The 16012-nt window shown below is 47.1% G+C and carries 23 protein-coding genes; 21 read left to right on the top strand and 2 right to left on the bottom strand.

Features of this window, described 5'->3' with window-relative positions; all coding sequences use genetic code 11:
* Positions 1-35: 35 nt before the first annotated feature.
* The 18 genes from rplO to GQS10_RS20950 all read left to right on the top strand — a co-directional run bounded on the left by rplO (position 36) and on the right by GQS10_RS20950 (position 12289).
* Positions 36-479 (top strand): 50S ribosomal protein L15, encoded by a 444-nt coding sequence (gene rplO, locus GQS10_RS21035; protein WP_166245952.1) that lies wholly within the window; start codon positions 36-38, stop codon positions 477-479.
* Positions 479-1789 carry a preprotein translocase subunit SecY gene (gene secY, locus GQS10_RS21030; protein ID WP_166245950.1) on the top strand — a complete coding sequence of 437 codons (1311 nt, stop codon included), beginning with the start codon at positions 479-481 and terminating at the stop codon, positions 1787-1789. The genes rplO and secY overlap by 1 nt, the downstream gene beginning before the upstream one ends.
* Positions 1790-1828: 39 nt before the next feature.
* The gene (locus GQS10_RS21025) at positions 1829-2479 is read left to right on the top strand and encodes an adenylate kinase (RefSeq protein WP_166245948.1); all 651 of its coding nucleotides are present in this window, start codon (positions 1829-1831) and stop codon (positions 2477-2479) included.
* Complete coding sequence (map, locus tag GQS10_RS21020; RefSeq protein ID WP_166245946.1) at positions 2480-3229, top strand: type I methionyl aminopeptidase; 750 nt, start codon at positions 2480-2482, stop codon at positions 3227-3229.
* A gap of 15 nt (positions 3230-3244) precedes the next feature.
* Positions 3245-3556: a KOW domain-containing RNA-binding protein gene (locus GQS10_RS21015; protein WP_166245944.1), complete on the top strand. Its 312-nt coding sequence runs from the start codon at positions 3245-3247 to the stop codon at positions 3554-3556.
* A 2-nt stretch (positions 3557-3558) separates the two neighbouring features.
* Complete coding sequence (gene infA, locus GQS10_RS21010; RefSeq protein ID WP_068606632.1) at positions 3559-3774, top strand: translation initiation factor IF-1; 216 nt, start codon at positions 3559-3561, stop codon at positions 3772-3774.
* 90 nt (positions 3775-3864) lie between these two features.
* On the top strand, positions 3865-3978 hold the full coding sequence (rpmJ, locus tag GQS10_RS21005) for a 50S ribosomal protein L36 (protein ID WP_003333770.1): 114 nt from the start codon (positions 3865-3867) through the stop codon (positions 3976-3978).
* A 17-nt stretch (positions 3979-3995) separates the two neighbouring features.
* A complete protein-coding gene (gene rpsM / locus GQS10_RS21000; protein WP_166245942.1) occupies positions 3996-4361 on the top strand; it encodes a 30S ribosomal protein S13 in 366 nt (121 codons plus the stop codon).
* Positions 4362-4380: 19 nt separating this feature from the next.
* Positions 4381-4782: a 30S ribosomal protein S11 gene (gene rpsK, locus GQS10_RS20995; RefSeq protein ID WP_166245940.1), complete on the top strand. Its 402-nt coding sequence runs from the start codon at positions 4381-4383 to the stop codon at positions 4780-4782.
* A 124-nt stretch (positions 4783-4906) separates the two neighbouring features.
* Complete coding sequence (locus GQS10_RS20990) at positions 4907-5851, top strand: DNA-directed RNA polymerase subunit alpha (RefSeq protein WP_166245938.1); 945 nt, start codon at positions 4907-4909, stop codon at positions 5849-5851.
* A gap of 40 nt (positions 5852-5891) precedes the next feature.
* Positions 5892-6260 (top strand): 50S ribosomal protein L17, encoded by a 369-nt coding sequence (gene rplQ / locus GQS10_RS20985; RefSeq protein WP_166245936.1) that lies wholly within the window; start codon positions 5892-5894, stop codon positions 6258-6260.
* A 72-nt stretch (positions 6261-6332) separates the two neighbouring features.
* Entirely contained in the window at positions 6333-7124 is a 792-nt protein-coding gene (truA, locus tag GQS10_RS20980) for a tRNA pseudouridine(38-40) synthase TruA (protein WP_166245934.1), read from the top strand.
* Positions 7125-7308: 184 nt separating this feature from the next.
* Entirely contained in the window at positions 7309-7746 is a 438-nt protein-coding gene (rplM, locus tag GQS10_RS20975; RefSeq protein ID WP_166245932.1) for a 50S ribosomal protein L13, read from the top strand.
* 20 nt (positions 7747-7766) lie between these two features.
* Positions 7767-8159, top strand: a complete 393-nt coding sequence (gene rpsI / locus GQS10_RS20970; protein WP_166245930.1) for a 30S ribosomal protein S9 — start codon at positions 7767-7769, stop codon at positions 8157-8159.
* A gap of 228 nt (positions 8160-8387) precedes the next feature.
* The gene (locus tag GQS10_RS20965) at positions 8388-9080 is read left to right on the top strand and encodes a phosphoadenylyl-sulfate reductase (RefSeq protein WP_166245928.1); all 693 of its coding nucleotides are present in this window, start codon (positions 8388-8390) and stop codon (positions 9078-9080) included.
* Positions 9081-9102: 22 nt separating this feature from the next.
* On the top strand, positions 9103-10284 hold the full coding sequence (gene sat / locus GQS10_RS20960; protein ID WP_166245926.1) for a sulfate adenylyltransferase: 1182 nt from the start codon (positions 9103-9105) through the stop codon (positions 10282-10284).
* An 81-nt stretch (positions 10285-10365) separates the two neighbouring features.
* Positions 10366-11121, top strand: coding sequence for an N-acetylmuramoyl-L-alanine amidase CwlD (cwlD, locus tag GQS10_RS20955; protein WP_166245924.1), 756 nt, complete (start codon positions 10366-10368; stop codon positions 11119-11121).
* A gap of 55 nt (positions 11122-11176) precedes the next feature.
* The gene (locus tag GQS10_RS20950; RefSeq protein WP_166245923.1) at positions 11177-12289 is read left to right on the top strand and encodes an Mrp/NBP35 family ATP-binding protein; all 1113 of its coding nucleotides are present in this window, start codon (positions 11177-11179) and stop codon (positions 12287-12289) included.
* 44 nt (positions 12290-12333) lie between these two features.
* Here the strand turns inward: GQS10_RS20950 and gerD are convergent, their stop codons facing one another.
* On the bottom strand, positions 12334-13158 hold the full coding sequence (gerD, locus tag GQS10_RS20945; protein ID WP_166245921.1) for a spore germination lipoprotein GerD: 825 nt from the start codon (positions 13156-13158) through the stop codon (positions 12334-12336).
* Between the two features lie 142 nt (positions 13159-13300).
* On the opposite strand from gerD, the gene GQS10_RS20940 reads away from it, so the two are divergent.
* Positions 13301-13900, top strand: a complete 600-nt coding sequence (locus tag GQS10_RS20940) for a KinB-signaling pathway activation protein (protein ID WP_166245919.1) — start codon at positions 13301-13303, stop codon at positions 13898-13900.
* Between the two features lie 31 nt (positions 13901-13931).
* Here the strand turns inward: GQS10_RS20940 and pdaB are convergent, their stop codons facing one another.
* Positions 13932-14705 carry a polysaccharide deacetylase family sporulation protein PdaB gene (gene pdaB / locus GQS10_RS20935; protein WP_166245917.1) on the bottom strand — a complete coding sequence of 258 codons (774 nt, stop codon included), beginning with the start codon at positions 14703-14705 and terminating at the stop codon, positions 13932-13934.
* Positions 14706-14819: 114 nt separating this feature from the next.
* On the opposite strand from pdaB, the gene GQS10_RS20930 reads away from it, so the two are divergent.
* Positions 14820-15419: a stage II sporulation protein M gene (locus GQS10_RS20930; protein WP_166245915.1), complete on the top strand. Its 600-nt coding sequence runs from the start codon at positions 14820-14822 to the stop codon at positions 15417-15419.
* A 139-nt stretch (positions 15420-15558) separates the two neighbouring features.
* Positions 15559-15777, top strand: a complete 219-nt coding sequence (locus tag GQS10_RS23355) for a hypothetical protein (protein WP_243735321.1) — start codon at positions 15559-15561, stop codon at positions 15775-15777.
* Positions 15778-16012: the final 235 nt, after the last annotated feature.

Raw genomic sequence — 16012 nt, 5'->3', positions numbered from 1 at the left:
AAGATCTACCCATTTCTAAGAAGGAGGTGCAAGGAATGAAACTACACGAATTGCAATCGGCAGAAGGCTCTCGCCAAACGCGTAAGCGTGTCGGTCGTGGTATCGGAAGCGGCATGGGTAAAACCTCCACTCGCGGTCACAAGGGTCAATGGGCTCGTTCCGGCGGCGGCGTTCGTCCTGGATTTGAAGGTGGTCAAAACCCTTTGCTGCGTCGTGTTCCGAAGCGCGGTTTTAATAACGAGCGCTTTGCGATCAAGTTTGCTATCGTAAACCTGGATGAACTAAACGCATTTGCAGCTGGGACAGAAGTAACACCGGAATTGTTAAAGGAATCCGGCATCGTGAAAAACCCGCTTGACGGCATCAAGATTCTCGGCAACGGTGAATTGAAAGTCGGCTTGACTGTGAAAGCGAACAAGTTCTCCCAATCGGCAGTTGAAAAGATTCAAGCTGCTGGCGGTAAAACCGAGGTGATCTAATGTTTAGCACGCTGTCGAATATCATGAAGGTTCAGGATCTTAGACGGAAGATAATCTTCACGCTAGGTATCCTGTTGATTTACCGGATCGGAGCGTTCATCCCGGTACCGAACATTAATGCAGATGTAATCGCAAATGCAGACCGTGCAGCCAACACCGGAGACGTATTCAGCCTGATGAACACGTTCTCCGGCGGTGCATTGTTTCAGTTCTCCATCTTCGCAATGGGAATTTTCCCGTATATTACGGCGTCCATTATCGTACAGCTGTTAACAATGGATGTTATTCCGAAATTTGCTCAATGGGCAAAAGAAGGCGAAGTTGGTCGAAAGAAGCTTACACAGGTAACGAGATACGGAACAATCGTACTCGGTTTGGTTCAAGCCTTCGCTACGGCGATCGGTTTTAATAACATCTTTGGATCACAGCTGGTTATTAATCCGGGCTTTACTACTTATACCGTGATTGCAATCGTATTGACTGCAGGTACGGCTTTTCTCATGTGGCTTGGTGAACAAATCAACGAATATGGGATTGGCAACGGCATTTCGATTCTTATCTTCGCCGGTATCGTAGCAGTATTCCCTACTACGGCTCAGCAGATTTATCAGAGCCAGTTTGCGGATGCTGCAGAAGGTGCGCTGTTCCTTAATATTTTGAAAGTGATCGTAATCCTGCTCGTAATCTTGGCTATCGTAGTTGGCGTTATTTTCGTACAACAAGGGATTCGCAAGATCCCGGTTCAATACGCAAAGCGTGTTGTCGGACGGAAAATGTACGGCGGTCAAACTACACATATTCCGCTCAAGGTTAATGGTGCAGGTGTTATCCCGGTCATTTTCGCATCGTCTTTACTGTTGTTCCCGACTACGATCGCTCAGTTCTTTAGACCAAACGCTGTGGCCGAATGGATTATTGCTAACATGTCTTACAACGCGCCGCTCGGTATGGTTCTTTACGTTCTGATGATCATCGGGTTTACGTATTTTTACACCTTTGTACAGATCAATCCTGTGCAAATGGCCGATCAAATGAAGAAAAACGGTGGATACATTCCTGGGATTCGCCCCGGCAAACCAACTTCGGTTTATCTCACTCGTGTTATGAACCGAATTACATTGTCAGGCGCGATTTTCTTGGCGGCAATTTCGGTATTACCGGTAATCTTAGGTGGGGTTGCCGGCTTGCCGCAGTCTGTGCAAATCGGCGGAACGTCGCTGCTGATCGTCATCGGTGTAGCTCTTGATACGATGAAGCAGATAGAGACGCAGTTGATAAAGCGCCATTACAAAGGCTTTATTAACAAGTAACGGAACGTATTGCCATTGCACAAGGGAGGTCGAATGAAAATGAACTTGATTTTCATGGGTCCCCCGGGAGCCGGAAAAGGAACGCAGGCTGATTGGATTATCAACAATTTTGGTATCCCGCATATTTCTACAGGAGATATGTTCAGAGCTGCGATCGGGCAAGGTACGGCGCTCGGTTTGAAAGCGAAAGAATATATGGATCAAGGCCTACTCGTTCCGGATGATGTCACGAACGGCATCGTGAAAGAACGGCTTCAGGCTCCAGATTGTCAGAAAGGCTTCCTGCTCGACGGTTTTCCTAGAACGATTCCGCAGGCAGAAGCTCTTGATGAAATCTTGACGGCTTTGAATAAGCCGATTGATCATGTAATGAACTTGAAGGTGGATCGTTCCTTCTTGCTGGCGCGTTTAACAGGACGCCGCGTATGTCGTTCCTGCGGAGCAACATACCACGTTGAGTTTAACCCGCCGAAGCAGCAAGGTGTTTGTGACCGTTGTAACGGTGAATTGTACCAGCGTTCGGATGATACCGAAGAAAAGGTTGGCACACGCCTTGACGAGTATACGAACAAAACCGCTCCGCTTCTCGAATATTACGCGAAGAAGGGCCTGCTGCGAGACATCAATGGCGAACAAGATATTGATGTGGTAACGGCTGACATTCAAACGTTATTGAGAGGGCAAGCGTAGATGATCATATGCAAGACGCAAGATGAAGTGGCGTTGATGCGTGAGGCCGGACGGATCGTAGCAGAAACGCATCGGCTGCTGGCCGGTGCCATTCGTCCCGGAATTACGACTCTTGAACTTGATCAGATTGCGGAAACCTTCATCCGTAAAAGCGGAGGCGTTCCTTCTTTTAAAGGCTACAATTCTTTTCCTGCCAGCATTTGTGCTTCTGTGAACGAGGAATTAGTGCACGGTATTCCGGGCCCTAGGGAGTTGAAGGACGGCGATATCATCAGTATCGATATCGGCGTACAATATAAAGGCTATCATGGTGATTCCGCGTGGACGTATCCGGTAGGTACGATTTCACCGGAAGTGCAAAATCTTCTGGATATTACGGAGAAGTCGCTCTATGATGGTTTGGCCCAAGCTGGACCGGATGTCAGACTCTATACGATCTCGCATGCAATACAGAAATGCGCTGAAGAAGCCGGATACAGTATTATTCAGGAGTACGTAGGACATGGAATTGGGGTTGATCTTCATGAAGAGCCACAAATTCCGAACTACGGTTTGCCGAATCGCGGACCCCGTTTAAAGCCGGGGATGGTGCTGGCCATCGAACCGATGGTCGCAGCCGGAAAGCGGCATGTCAAAACGCTCGCGGATAATTGGACCGTTGTTACTCTTGACGGATCGATGTGTGCTCATTTCGAGCATACGATTGCAATTACGAATGACGGATACGAAATTCTCACAAAGCTCGATTAGTAGGAGAATATACTGATGGAGCAGGGGATGAAGCCGATAATCGGGCAAATTGCAAGGACGTTGAAAGGACGGGATCAAGAGAAGTATGGAGTAATCATCGGTATCATCGATGAACGCTTCGTATGGATCGCGGACGGGGATAAACGCAAGTTTGATCAGCCTAAGCGAAAAAACTTGCTGCACCTGGAGCTGTTTGATACCGTCAGCACAGAAGTTGCGTCCAGTATCTCGGAAACGGGACGTGTGACGAATGGAAAGCTGCGGTATGCTGTAAGCAAATTTCTGGAAGAGCATGACATAGAAAACACACAGGCGAAAGGAGAATGAATGTGGCTAAAGAAGATGTAATTGAAGTTGAAGGCACGGTGCTTGAGCCGTTGCCGAATGCAATGTTTAAAGTCGAATTGGAAAACGGTCATCAGATTTTGGCTCACGTGTCGGGAAAGCTTCGGATGCACTTTATTCGCATCTTAACGGGTGATAAAGTCGTTATCCAGCTGTCTCCTTATGACTTGACACGCGGCCGGATCACATACCGTAAATAACGATAAATTTCAGTCTATTTGCGTTAGTTTTGCCCCAAGGGCAAGACGATCTGGAAGCCCGCAGGGCAAAACTTTGAGGAGGGAATCACCATGAAAGTCAGACCTTCCGTGAAGCCGATTTGCGAGAAATGCAAGGTTATTCGTCGCAAAGGCAACGTTATGGTAATTTGTGAAAACCCTAAGCACAAACAAAAACAAGGATAAGGAGGTGCTCTTAATCCATGGCACGTATAGCTGGTGTAGATATTCCACGCGATAAGCGCGTCGTAATCGCCCTGACTTACATTTTCGGTATCGGCAACTCAACGGCTCAGCGCCTGATTGCTGAAACTGGCGTTAACCCGGATACCCGCGTTCGCGACCTTACTGAAGATGAACTGGCAAAACTCCGTGAGAGCATCGATAGAATGAAAGTGGAAGGCGATCTTCGTCGTGAAATCGCGCTTAACATTAAGCGTCTGATCGAGATCGGTTCCTACCGTGGAGTTCGTCATCGTCGCGGTCTGCCTGTTCGCGGTCAGCGCACAAAAACGAATGCACGTACACGCAAAGGTCCTCGTAAGACTGTAGCGAACAAGAAGAAATAATAAGGGGGGATAACATTCAATGGCAAAAGCGCAAGCAAAGAAAACCGTCCGCACGAAGCGCCGCGACCGGAAGAATATTGACTCCGGCGTAGCACATATCCGTTCGACGTTTAACAACACTATCGTTACGATCACTGATCCGCACGGAAACGCTATTTCCTGGGCTAGCGCTGGAAACCTTGGATTCAAGGGTTCCCGCAAAAGCACTCCTTTCGCAGCTCAAATGGCAGCAGAATCTGCAGCAAGAGCAGCAATGGAGCACGGAATGAAAGCTGTTGAAGTGATGGTTAAAGGTCCGGGCGCAGGCCGTGAAGCAGCGATCCGTTCCCTTCAAGCTGCAGGGCTTGAAGTTAACCTGATCAAAGACGTAACTCCGATCCCGCACAACGGCTGCCGTCCGCCAAAACGTCGTCGCGTGTAATTCAGAATCGGTAGTATAAATATTCTTCCTTGGTGAATAATGGATGTGAAGGATAGGCATACTACAACATTTGTGCTTATAAAGATTCGGAAAGCAACGACGTTTTTCAAGGAGGGTTTATTTGATGATCGAGATCGAAAAGCCGAAAATAGAAACCGTACAATTGAGCGATGACGGTACGTATGGACGATTTGTCGTTGAACCGTTGGAACGCGGGTACGGTACGACACTCGGTAACTCCCTACGCCGCATTTTGCTCTCCTCGCTGCCAGGCGCCGCCGTTACTTCGGTTCAAATCGACGGCGTCCTGCACGAGTTCTCTACCATCCCTGGAGTTGTTGAGGATGTTACGGAAATCATCCTGAACCTCAAAGGTCTGTCTCTGAAAATTCATTCCGACGAAGAGAAGGTTTTGGAAATCGACGCGGAAGGCGAAGGTCCGGTGCTTGCCGGTGACATTCGTGCGGATAGCGATGTCGAAATTCTGAATCCTGATCTTAAAATCGCTACAATGGCTCCGGATTCCCGTTTGCATATGCGTATTTATGCAAATCGAGGCCGCGGTTATGTATCGGCGGATAAGAATAAAAGAGAAGATCTTCCGATCGGTGTGATTCCAGTAGACTCGATCTACACGCCGATCTCCAGGGTGAATTACACGGTGGAAAACACCCGCGTCGGTCAAGTGACGAACTATGACAAATTAACCCTCGAAGTGTGGACCGATGGCAGCATACGTCCGGAAGAAGCGGTAAGTCTCGGAGCTAAAATTTTAAGCGAGCATTTGTATTTGTTCGTCGGTTTGACCGATGAAGCAAGAGACGCAGAGATCATGGTCGAGAAGGAAGAGGACAAGAAAGAGAAAGTTCTGGAGATGACAATCGAGGAACTGGATCTCTCTGTTCGTTCTTACAACTGCTTGAAACGTGCTGGAATCAACACGGTTCAAGAGCTCATCATGAAATCCGAAGAAGATATGATGAAGGTGCGTAACCTTGGCCGTAAATCCCTTGAGGAAGTACAAGAAAAGCTCGAGGAGCTCGGACTTGGTCTTCGCCAAGAAGATTAAGATACGGCAGCATTAGAATAAAGCAGAAGGAGGGAAACCCATGGCAGCATACTCCAAACTCGGTCGCGATTCCAGTGCCCGCAAGGCGCTACTTCGGGACCTGGTAACAGACCTTTTTATCTATGAGCGCATTCAAACAACAGAAGCGAAGGCGAAAGAGCTTCGTTCTGTAGCAGAGAAGCTCATTACTCTTGCAAAGCGCGGCGATCTTCACGCTCGTCGTCAAGCGGCTGCGTTCGTACGCCGTGAAGATGCAGGAAATGGACAAGACGCAATCCAGAAGCTTTTCAGCGAGCTGGCACCGCGTTACGCGGAACGTCCAGGTGGATATACACGCATCCTGAAGCTTGGTCCCCGTCGCGGTGACTCGGCTCCGATGGTATATCTTGAGCTGGTTGACAGAGCATAAGGAATCGAGAAAGGGTGAACCGGATCTTCGGATTCTAGGGAGCCCTTTTTTCGGTTTTTTACCGAGGTAGAGATGAGAAATATTTGTATGGTAGTCGGATACAGCGGCACTCCGTATAATGGCTTTCAAACACAGCCTGAGGGTCGTACAATCCAAGACGAAATTCAAAATGCTCTTCTTAAACTAACTGGTGAAACGATCAAAATTAACGGGTCTGGAAGAACGGATGCAGGCGTTCATGCAAAGGCTCAGGTTATTAATTTTCATACCGCGTCCAAAATACCGATCGAACGTTGGTGCCTGGCTTTAAACAGCTATTTACCCCAAGATATCGTATTCACAGACGCACGGGAAGTGAACACCGAGTTTAATGCAAGAAAGAGCGCCAAGCGTAAAACCTACCGTTATACGATCAATGCGAATCGTTACCCAGATGTTTTTATGCGGGACTATCAGTTCCATCATCCAAGAAAACTGGATCTTCCTGCAATGAGACTGGCGGCTGAAGCACTGCTTGGTGAGCATGATTTTACATCGTTCTGCTCTACGCGTTCCGTGAAGGATTCTCATGTGCGGACCTTATTTGAAGTTCGTTTGGACGTTGAGCCAGGGTCAATACCGGACAAGCCGGATCATGGGCAAGGGATCATTCATCTTTATGTAACGGGAAGCGGCTTTCTTTATAATATGGTTCGCATCATTGCCGGTACCTTACTCGAAGTAGGAGAAGGTAAATTGAGGAGTTCGGATCTGACGCATATATTGGCTGCGAAGGATCGCAGCTTGTCGGGGCCGACGGCAATGCCGCATGGGCTGATGTTATGGAAGGTAGAATACGATTTTGATGGGAACCAAGAGATTTGACTTGCTAAACGCCAGGATATGTTGTATTATAGATTTTGGCTTTCTTAATCGGCTCTCCCACAGCCCCGGATTAAGAAAACCACCTGAAATGCAACTTCTTGTACCTTTACCTAATGAAATGAGCTGCGGTTGCGATACCGCTTAAACACTAAAGCTATATGAAATGAATTGAGGAGGAACAAACATGCGCACGACCTACATGGCAAAGCCGACAGACGTGCAGCGGAAATGGTACGTCATCGACGCGGAAGGCAAAACGCTCGGTCGTCTTGCCAGCGAAGCGGCATCCATTCTGCGCGGTAAACATAAACCGACTTTCACTCCGCATATCGAGGGTGGAGATTTCGTAATCATCATCAACGCGGAAAAAATCGAACTGACAGGTAAGAAGTGGCAGCAAAAGAATTACTACCGTCACTCCCAATACCCAGGCGGTTTGAAGACAACAAACGCTGCAGACCTGCGTAACACAAGACCAGAACGTATTCTTGAGTTCGCTATCTACGGTATGCTTCCGAAGAACAAGATTGGCGATCGTATGCAGCAGCACCTGAAAGTGTATGCTGGTTCAGAACACCCGCACCAAGCGCAAAATCCGGAAGTTTACGAGCTTCGCGGTTAATTCGATAGGAGGATCTTACCATGGCACAAGTACAATACTATGGGACGGGTCGTCGTAAACACTCGGTAGCGCGCGTACGCTTAGTACCGGGTGAAGGACGAATCGTTATCAATAAACGTGAATTAGATGAATATTTTGGTTTGGAAACATTAAAGCTGATCGTTAAGCAACCGTTGAATTTGACTGATACACTCGGCAAATATGACGTGCTTGTAATCGCACACGGCGGCGGCATCACTGGCCAAGCTGGTGCAATCCGTCACGGGATTTCCCGTGCGCTTCTGAAAGCTGATCCTGAGCTGCGCCCATCGCTTAAGCGTGCTGGCTTCCTGACTCGTGATCCGCGTATGAAAGAACGTAAGAAGTACGGCTTGAAAGCAGCTCGTCGTGCTCCTCAGTTCTCCAAGCGTTAATTTGTACACATCAAACCTTTTCCGTTTTTACGGGAAAGGTTTTTTTGTTTATGCACCAATTGAAATGATGACGAATACCTATGGTGAAGAGCCTACTGATTTATTAAAATCATCTTGACTTTCCATCAATCAGATTTATAATTAGACTAACACTTATAATTCATATCAAATAACTCGGGATTAAAAAAATAATTGTGTTTGGGAAAGTATAAGGAGGAACGACCGAAAATGAATCTCTTGGAAAAAGAAAAATTTGTAACTGAAGCGGCGGAACGATTTGAATCGGCAACACCTCAAGAACTTTTGGCGTTTGCCGTTGAAAAATTTCAAAAGTTAACGTTCGCCTGCAGCTTCGGAGCAGAAGATGTTGTTTTGGTTGACATGCTGCAGAAAATCAACCCAGGCGTCGATATCTTTTACCTAGATACAGACTTTCACTTCAAGGAAACCTATGAAACTCGTGATGCACTTGTGAAACACTATGGTCTTACTTTCGTTCAAGTGAAACCAGAGCTGACACCTGAACAGCAAGCTGCAGAGCATGGCGAAGAGCTGTGGAAAAATGACCCGAACCTTTGCTGCAACATCCGTAAGGTTCAGCCGCTGACCAACATTCTTGGCAAATACGATGCTTGGATTACCGGTATTCGCCGTGATCAAGCACCGACTCGTGCGAATGCTAAGAAAGTCGAATACGATACAAAGTTCGGCTTAATTAAATTCAACCCGCTTGCCTCTTGGACATCTGAAGATGTATGGAACTATATCCGGGAGAACAATGTGATCTACAATCCGCTTCACGACAATTATTACCCAAGCATCGGCTGTGAATATTGCACACGTCAGGTTATGCCTGGGGAAGACCCGCGTGCGGGAAGATGGTCCGGATCGGAAAAAACAGAATGTGGATTGCATAAGTAAGGGAAGGGAGAGACGTATCAATATGACAGTCGGAATTACTCCTCACGGTGGGGAACTGGTTAACCGGGTTGCAACAGGTCAAGAGCGTGAACAACTGCTTCAATTGGCCAAAACATTACGTACGATTCCAGTCAGTGCTTGGACAGTATCGGATATTGACTTGATCGGCGTAGGTGCATTTTCTCCATTAACAGGCTTCATGAAGAAAGACGATTACCAATCTGTTGTTCATCAAATGAAGCTGGCGAATGGAATCGTATGGTCAATTCCAATCACATTCGCAGTCGAAGAGAAGCTTGCGCAAGAGCTGACCATCGGCGAAAAGGTTGCTTTAGTCGGTCAAAATGACGGCGTGACTTATGCAATCCTGAATGTTGAAGAAATTTACGCTGTAGACCAAAAGGAAGAGGCGATCAACGTTTACAAAACGGACGACATTGCTCATCCTGGTGTCGCAAAGCTTTACGAGCGTCCGTCTACTTATGTTGGCGGTGCAATCCAAGTGGTGAATCGTCCGACGCCTGAGAAATTCCGCGAGTTTTATTTTGATCCGTCTGAAACGCGTCGAATTTTCAGCGAAAAGGGCTGGAAAACGGTTGTTGGCTTCCAAACAAGAAATCCCGTGCACCGTGCACATGAATATATTCAAAAAAGCGCGATGGAAATTGTTGACGGGTTGTTTCTGAATCCGCTTGTCGGCGAAACTAAGTCGGATGACATTTCCGCTGATGTACGCATGAAGAGTTACTTAGCACTTCTCGAAAATTACTATCCGAAGGATCGAGTGTTCCTTGGCGTGTTCCCTGCAGCTATGCGCTATGCAGGACCTCGTGAGGCGATTTTCCATGCGACAGTCCGTAAAAACTATGGCTGCACGCATTTCATTGTTGGCCGTGATCACGCCGGTGTAGGCGATTACTACGGCACATACGATGCACAGAAAATTTTCTCCAACTTTACTCCGGAAGAGATCGGCATTACGCCGCTGTTTTTTGAACACAGCTTCTTCTGCAAAGTTTGCGGAAATATGGCATCCAGCAAAACATGCCCGCATGATGCGTCTGAGCATCTGCATCTGTCCGGAACGAAAGTTCGGGCAATGCTGCGCGATGGAATTCGTCCGCCGGAGCAATTCAGCCGTCCGGTTGTTGCGGATATCCTCATTGAAGGCATGAAGGAGCAGGAATCTGCATCCTTGAAGTAAATATCCAGCTATGCTTGTCATAAAAGACCATCCTGTCCCATATAGATCATTAGAATCTTATGGACGGGGTGGTCTTTCTTTATGCGCAAAAAACGTAAGATTATATTATGGCTAAATATACAGAGCAAATGGAAAGTGATTTCTTCGCTGCTAATGATCTTATTGCTCGGCTTTATTTTCATGTATGAGCTGCCGGCTTCGAAAACATGGACTTACTGGACCCTTCCGCTTTCGGGAAAAACCATTGTGATCGACGCTGGTCATGGTGGCCCAGATGGGGGAGCGAGCAGCAAAGAAGGGGTTATTGAAAAAGATATTACGCTGGCGATATCTTTGCATTTACGGGATTACTTGCAGCAGGCCGGTGCGTTAGTGCTTATGACGCGCGAAGCGGATCATGATTTAGCGGAACAAAATACCCGGGGGTTACGCAAAAGAAAAGTAGAGGATCTCCATAATCGATCCAAATTCGTTCAAGAAAGCGGAGCAGATATGCTTTTGAGTATTCACTTGAACGCAATTCCATCGGAACGCTGGTACGGTGCGCAGACCTTTTATACGAAAAACCACGAGGGTAATCAGGCGTTAGCAACATTAATTCAAGAGGAATTAAAACGGACGGTAGTCGAAACGGATCGAGTGGCAAAATCGTTAGACAAGACCGTATATCTGCTGAAGGAGTCCCAAATACCAAGCAGCCTCATTGAAGTTGGTTTTTTGTCTAACCCGGAGGAAGCGCGTAAACTGGCGACGGAAACGTATCAAAAGCAGCTTGCCGCGGCGATTTATCAGGGTGTGCTGCGGTATGTGTCGGGCGAGAAAATTGGATCCCCTTAAAAGTATGGTATAATAAGCAGCATATCCATTACCGTACAATAAAGGGTGGTCTTTGATGTTAACAAGAGAACAAGTCCTGGAAGGGCTTCAGCATCTGCAGCATCCCCACTGGAAGCAAAGCTTGTTGGAGCTTGGACTAATCCGGGATGTGATGGTGAAGCCGGAGCAAATCGCATTAACACTGGTATCTGCCTCAGAGGAAGAACAAGTCAATGAAGCACTTAAGCAAGAAGTAGAAACGGTACTGCGAGAATTAGGTGCAGACCAAGTACATATAAGAACGCGAATGATTTCAGACTTTGAACGTGCAGAATTGACCCGAAAAACTGGAGGAAGCACGGAAGCTCCAAAGCAAGCCTCAACACCGCCTACAGGAGCGCCTCAGCATCATGGCCTTAGTCCAATGCTGGAAAATGGCTCTGGAACGCAATTCATCGCTGTAGCAAGCGGCAAAGGCGGCGTTGGGAAATCTACAGTTACGGTGAATCTTGCGGTAGCTTTAGCTCGCCGCGGCAAGCGTGTAGGGATCATGGACGCTGACATTTACGGGTTTAGTGTGCCAGATATGATGGGGATCGAAGAACGGCCGCAGTTGATAGGTCAAAAGATCATTCCAGCAGAACGGTACGGGGTTAAGGTCATCTCCATGGGATTCTTTGTCGAAGACAATGCACCGATTATTTGGCGGGGGCCGATGCTTGGAAAAATGCTCCGTAATTTCTTTGCCGAGGTGGAGTGGGGCGAGCTGGATGTTATGCTATTGGATCTGCCGCCGGGTACAGGCGACGTCGCGCTTGATGTCCACCAAATGATTCCGCAAAGTAAGGAAGTGCTGGTCACGACCCCGCATGCTACCGCATCGTTCGTTGCGGCTCGGGCAGGCGCAATGGCTCTGCACACGAACCACGAAATACTGGGTGTCGTGGAAAATATGTCTTACTATCAGTGCTCCTCCTGCGGCAACAAAGATTTCGTTTTCGGTAGAGGCGGCGGGGCGAAGCTAGCTCAGGAGCTTCATACAGAGCTGCTGGCTCAAATTCCGCTGGGGGCACCGGATAACCATCCGGCTGAAGCTGATTATTCACCATCCGTATATAAAGCGGAATCGGAAACGGGGAAGCTCTATTTAGAAATGGCCGATCGCATCATACAAAAAATAGAACTTTAAAACACGATAAAAAACGCTCCTCAAATCGAGGAGCGTTTTTATCGTTAAGATTCCTCTTTTTTCTTTTCTTCTTCGCCGCCGCCGGATTCGCCGCCACCGCCGCCGCCGGATTCGCCGCCGCCACCGCCGCCACCGCCGCCGGATTCGCCGCCGCCACCGCCGCCGGATTCACCGCCACCGCCGCCGCCGGATTCGCCACCACCACCGCCGCCGGATTCACCGCCACCGCCGCCGCCGGATTCGCCACCACCACCGCCTTGCTTCTGTCCTTTTTGCTCATCGGGCTTTGGTTTCGCCTGTTCTTCAAGTGCTTTTTCCATTAGCTTCATGAGGTCGTCTTTATAAAGCGGGTTCTGCAGGGTTTCGCGAATAACGGTTTGCATTTGCTGGCGATACTGCGATGTTTTCATGACATCAAGGACAATCCGCTCGAATTCAGGGTTTTTCATAACGTCGATAAGTGCTTGCTGGTATTGCGGATCCTTCATCAAGTCCTGCATCAATGTTTTTTGCTCTTTGCTGGTCGCCTTCGCAAAATCAGCTGCAAATTTCGGATCAATCATCATATTTTTTAAGGTTGTAGCGTACTCGGGCTTTGTAATGACCTCTTTAACCGCGAGCTGCAGCTGCTGGCCTTGTCCAGTCGACAAAATTTGAAGTGTGCCGACATCAGTGCCTTCACCTTTTTTCATCGCATCTTTGATGGCCTTTTCGCCGTCTTCAGTCTTTAAGATATCCAGAACCATCGTTTTCGTTTCTTTATAATCCAACTGGCCGCCGCTCTGCTGCCCAGTATCCATCCCGCAGGCTGCTGTCAGCATCACAGCAGTAAGCGCGACAACTGTGGATCGTATGCGTTTCACGTTCATTCCGGATGCTCCCTTCTTAACTATGCTGGATTTATTATGTGAAAAATACACGGTGATTATGAAGGGTCATGATTGGCATTTTAAAGGGATCGTTGGTACAATGGTATGAGATGTCTGCAGGATGGGAAGGGGTTTCAAACCGTTGAATATTCGCAAATGGGTCTATTTATTTATGTCATCACTTGGAATCGGGGCTGCCGCTTCATTGCTTGCATGGGTGGTGCTCATCTTTATTAATCCGCCTGGAGAGTCGGGGGGAGTTGCAGGGGTCGGCTACAATATCATTTCCGTTCTGCTTGCGGGCATGCTGTTCAGCATTATTAGTCAAACCGGCTTTTTCGCATACTTAACGCTAAACTACATAGCAAGAAGCATTTTTAGACGTCCGCAGCTCTGGATTTATGCTCAACTCATCATCACCGCAATTACAGTCACATACCTGCCGTTTATGTTTACAGAGCCCGGGGAAGCGCTGCTGCCGCATATCGCAGTTCCGGTTATAGTCCTTATTGTGGCCATCGCCGTGGCATTCTGGAAGGTTAAGCTGACTAATAAATCGGCTTTTGTACCAACTGTATTTTTTATGAGTGCGGTTACGTTATTTGAAACGATCCCTTCACTTCGAGAAAATCATTTCTCCGGCATTTTCTTTATGATCCTGCCCTTATTAGCCTGCAATGCTTGGCAAATTTTAATTTTGGGGAAGCTACTATCAACGCCAAAAAGCCCTTCTCAATCCTGAGAAGAGCTTTCTTTTTTAGGATAAGCTTCTATTAAGTGGATGGCAGGTCCTCGACCTTCGTGCCTTTCACTTTGGTCTGATTCATTAACTCCGAAACCGTGGCGAATTCATACCCTTTGGAGCGAAGTTTGTCGATAATTTCCGGTAGAGCCAAATGGGTTTGCTTACAGGAATCACTCGCATGCATCAAAATAATATCGCCGGGATGAGCTTTCGTCACGACACGGTTGACAATATTGTCCACGCCCTTGTTCATCCAATCCAATGAATCGGTATCCCACTGGATTACTTTATAGCCAAGCTCATCGGCAATACGCAGAACACGCTTATCAAAATCACCGTTCGGCAAACGGAGTAAATTCGGCTCTTTACCGATTTCCGTGCTGAGAATTTGGTGTGCTGTAGTGATTTGCTTGCGGATTTCTTCGTCATCTAGACTGCTGTAATTGACGTGTTTATGGCCATGGCTGCCAATCTCATACCCGGCATCGACGATTTTTTTGACAATCTCCGGATGGCTTTTCGCCCATGGAGAAGAGAGGAAAAAGGTCGCTTTCGTAACTCCCTTTTCCTTCAAAATATCAATAATCGGTTCCGGACGCTTCTCGCCCCAGCTGATATCGAAGGTTAAGGAAACCACTTTTTCATCCGTGTCTACTTTGTATACCGCGCCCGGCTCTGCTTCGGCAAAAACAGTAATGTTGCTCTTTTCCGTAAAAATGACACCGGCCGCAAATAATAGGGCGATGGCGACGACAAAATACTGCTTAATCCGTTTTCCGTTCATTACATAGAAGAAGTTCACGTTCATTACCCTCCCTGGATGGACTCTCTGAAAAGAGGCTTGTTTGGTATTTAGTACAATGTATGCTCGTACGTATAAGTTATGACTGATGAAAATAGAGAGGGAAGATGCTAGATGATCAAAGATTTGAAAGCTGTTTTTCATGAAGTAAGAAGAGCTTGGATATATATTGTCATAACAAGTATTTTATTTGCTGCCGCCATTTATATCGGTTTTACCTCGAATGAATTTAATGAACTTCTTCGTTCGCAAGTTGAGGGCCTCGAATCCATAGCACAGCAGCTCAATCAAACGGAGAATACACAGTTTTGGGTGTTTCTGTTTATCTTTTTGAACAATGCAATTAAGGCTGTTTTGATCATGTTTGCAGGACTGTTTTTCGGGCTTATTCCGCTCGTGTTCATTGTCATGAACGGAATGGTATTAGGATTCGTTTTTCGGAATGCACTGGAGCAGGGAAGAGATTTGTCGGTTCTTATTGTAAAAGGGATCCTACCGCACGGAATTCTTGAAGTACCCGCGATTTTAATTGCTGGGGCTTTAGGTTTGAAGCTGGGAGGTCTCATGTGGAATTCGCTGCTGCGCCGCAATTCGCGCGGGACCTTAACCGGATTTCTGAAATCTTTAGGGAAGGTATCTGTCGTTTTGGTATCTGTATTGCTGATTGCAGCGGTGATTGAAAGCACGGTCACATTTTGGTTGTTAAAAGGTTAATGAGAGAAAATTTTTGTGCATATGTATCATAAAAAAAGAAATTTTTGTGCATAACTGTAAACGTAGCGTGAGGGCAAGAACGTTTGCGCCCGATTCGCGGCATTGTTGCAGTTACTCGTGAGGAGGTCCCGAACGCGCCATGCTAGGTATATTGTTCAACGAGAGGGAATGCAAAGAACTGGATTATGTGTTGCGAAAAGAGCTGGACGAAATGCTTCTCGACTTGCACGATAAACGGATTGACGGGGAAATTAAATCAGCTATCGAGGCCAGATATCAAGTCATTTTTCGCATGTTCGCCCGGTTGGCATCGCCAAAAGAGCTTTCCAGATACGCTCGAAATCGCCGAATCCCCTGAAAAGGGGATTTTATTTTTCTAGTTTATTTGAAATAGTGTTGACATGTAGGCTATATGTGTGTTAATTTATTTCTCGCCCCTTCTTTTTCAGAACAAAACGAGAAAATAAGTTGAGTTGGAAAAAGAAAGGTCTTGCACAGAATGGTGCAGATGTGATATATTATAAAAGTCGCCGCTGAAACGGTTGACGATTTAAAATGATAAAGTGCTCCTTGAAAACTGAACAACGAGCGTT

The sequence above is a fragment of the Paenibacillus turpanensis genome (genome assembly GCF_011421635.1).
GTDB lineage: Bacteria > Bacillota > Bacilli > Paenibacillales > YIM-B00363 > Paenibacillus_AK > Paenibacillus_AK turpanensis.
The sequence above is the reverse complement of the archived record's forward strand: the minus strand, read 5'-3'. Positions and strand labels throughout refer to the sequence as shown.

Coding starts and splice junctions, on each gene's coding strand:
- rpsK (WP_166245940.1), top strand. CDS start 4,381: ATGGCAAAAGCGCAAGCAAAGAAAACCGTCCGCACGAAGCGCCGCGAC.
- rpmJ (WP_003333770.1), top strand. CDS start 3,865: ATGAAAGTCAGACCTTCCGTGAAGCCGATTTGCGAGAAATGCAAGGTT.
- GQS10_RS20930 (WP_166245915.1), top strand. CDS start 14,820: ATGATCAAAGATTTGAAAGCTGTTTTTCATGAAGTAAGAAGAGCTTGG.
- rpsI (WP_166245930.1), top strand. CDS start 7,767: ATGGCACAAGTACAATACTATGGGACGGGTCGTCGTAAACACTCGGTA.
- GQS10_RS20965 (WP_166245928.1), top strand. CDS start 8,388: ATGAATCTCTTGGAAAAAGAAAAATTTGTAACTGAAGCGGCGGAACGA.
- GQS10_RS20990 (WP_166245938.1), top strand. CDS start 4,907: ATGATCGAGATCGAAAAGCCGAAAATAGAAACCGTACAATTGAGCGAT.
- rplM (WP_166245932.1), top strand. CDS start 7,309: ATGCGCACGACCTACATGGCAAAGCCGACAGACGTGCAGCGGAAATGG.
- GQS10_RS20950 (WP_166245923.1), top strand. CDS start 11,177: ATGTTAACAAGAGAACAAGTCCTGGAAGGGCTTCAGCATCTGCAGCAT.
- rplQ (WP_166245936.1), top strand. CDS start 5,892: ATGGCAGCATACTCCAAACTCGGTCGCGATTCCAGTGCCCGCAAGGCG.
- rpsM (WP_166245942.1), top strand. CDS start 3,996: ATGGCACGTATAGCTGGTGTAGATATTCCACGCGATAAGCGCGTCGTA.
- rplO (WP_166245952.1), top strand. CDS start 36: ATGAAACTACACGAATTGCAATCGGCAGAAGGCTCTCGCCAAACGCGT.
- GQS10_RS21025 (WP_166245948.1), top strand. CDS start 1,829: ATGAACTTGATTTTCATGGGTCCCCCGGGAGCCGGAAAAGGAACGCAG.
- GQS10_RS21015 (WP_166245944.1), top strand. CDS start 3,245: ATGGAGCAGGGGATGAAGCCGATAATCGGGCAAATTGCAAGGACGTTG.
- truA (WP_166245934.1), top strand. CDS start 6,333: ATGAGAAATATTTGTATGGTAGTCGGATACAGCGGCACTCCGTATAAT.
- secY (WP_166245950.1), top strand. CDS start 479: ATGTTTAGCACGCTGTCGAATATCATGAAGGTTCAGGATCTTAGACGG.
- cwlD (WP_166245924.1), top strand. CDS start 10,366: ATGCGCAAAAAACGTAAGATTATATTATGGCTAAATATACAGAGCAAA.
- sat (WP_166245926.1), top strand. CDS start 9,103: ATGACAGTCGGAATTACTCCTCACGGTGGGGAACTGGTTAACCGGGTT.
- gerD (WP_166245921.1), bottom strand. CDS start 13,158: ATGAACGTGAAACGCATACGATCCACAGTTGTCGCGCTTACTGCTGTG.
- GQS10_RS23355 (WP_243735321.1), top strand. CDS start 15,559: ATGCTAGGTATATTGTTCAACGAGAGGGAATGCAAAGAACTGGATTAT.
- map (WP_166245946.1), top strand. CDS start 2,480: ATGATCATATGCAAGACGCAAGATGAAGTGGCGTTGATGCGTGAGGCC.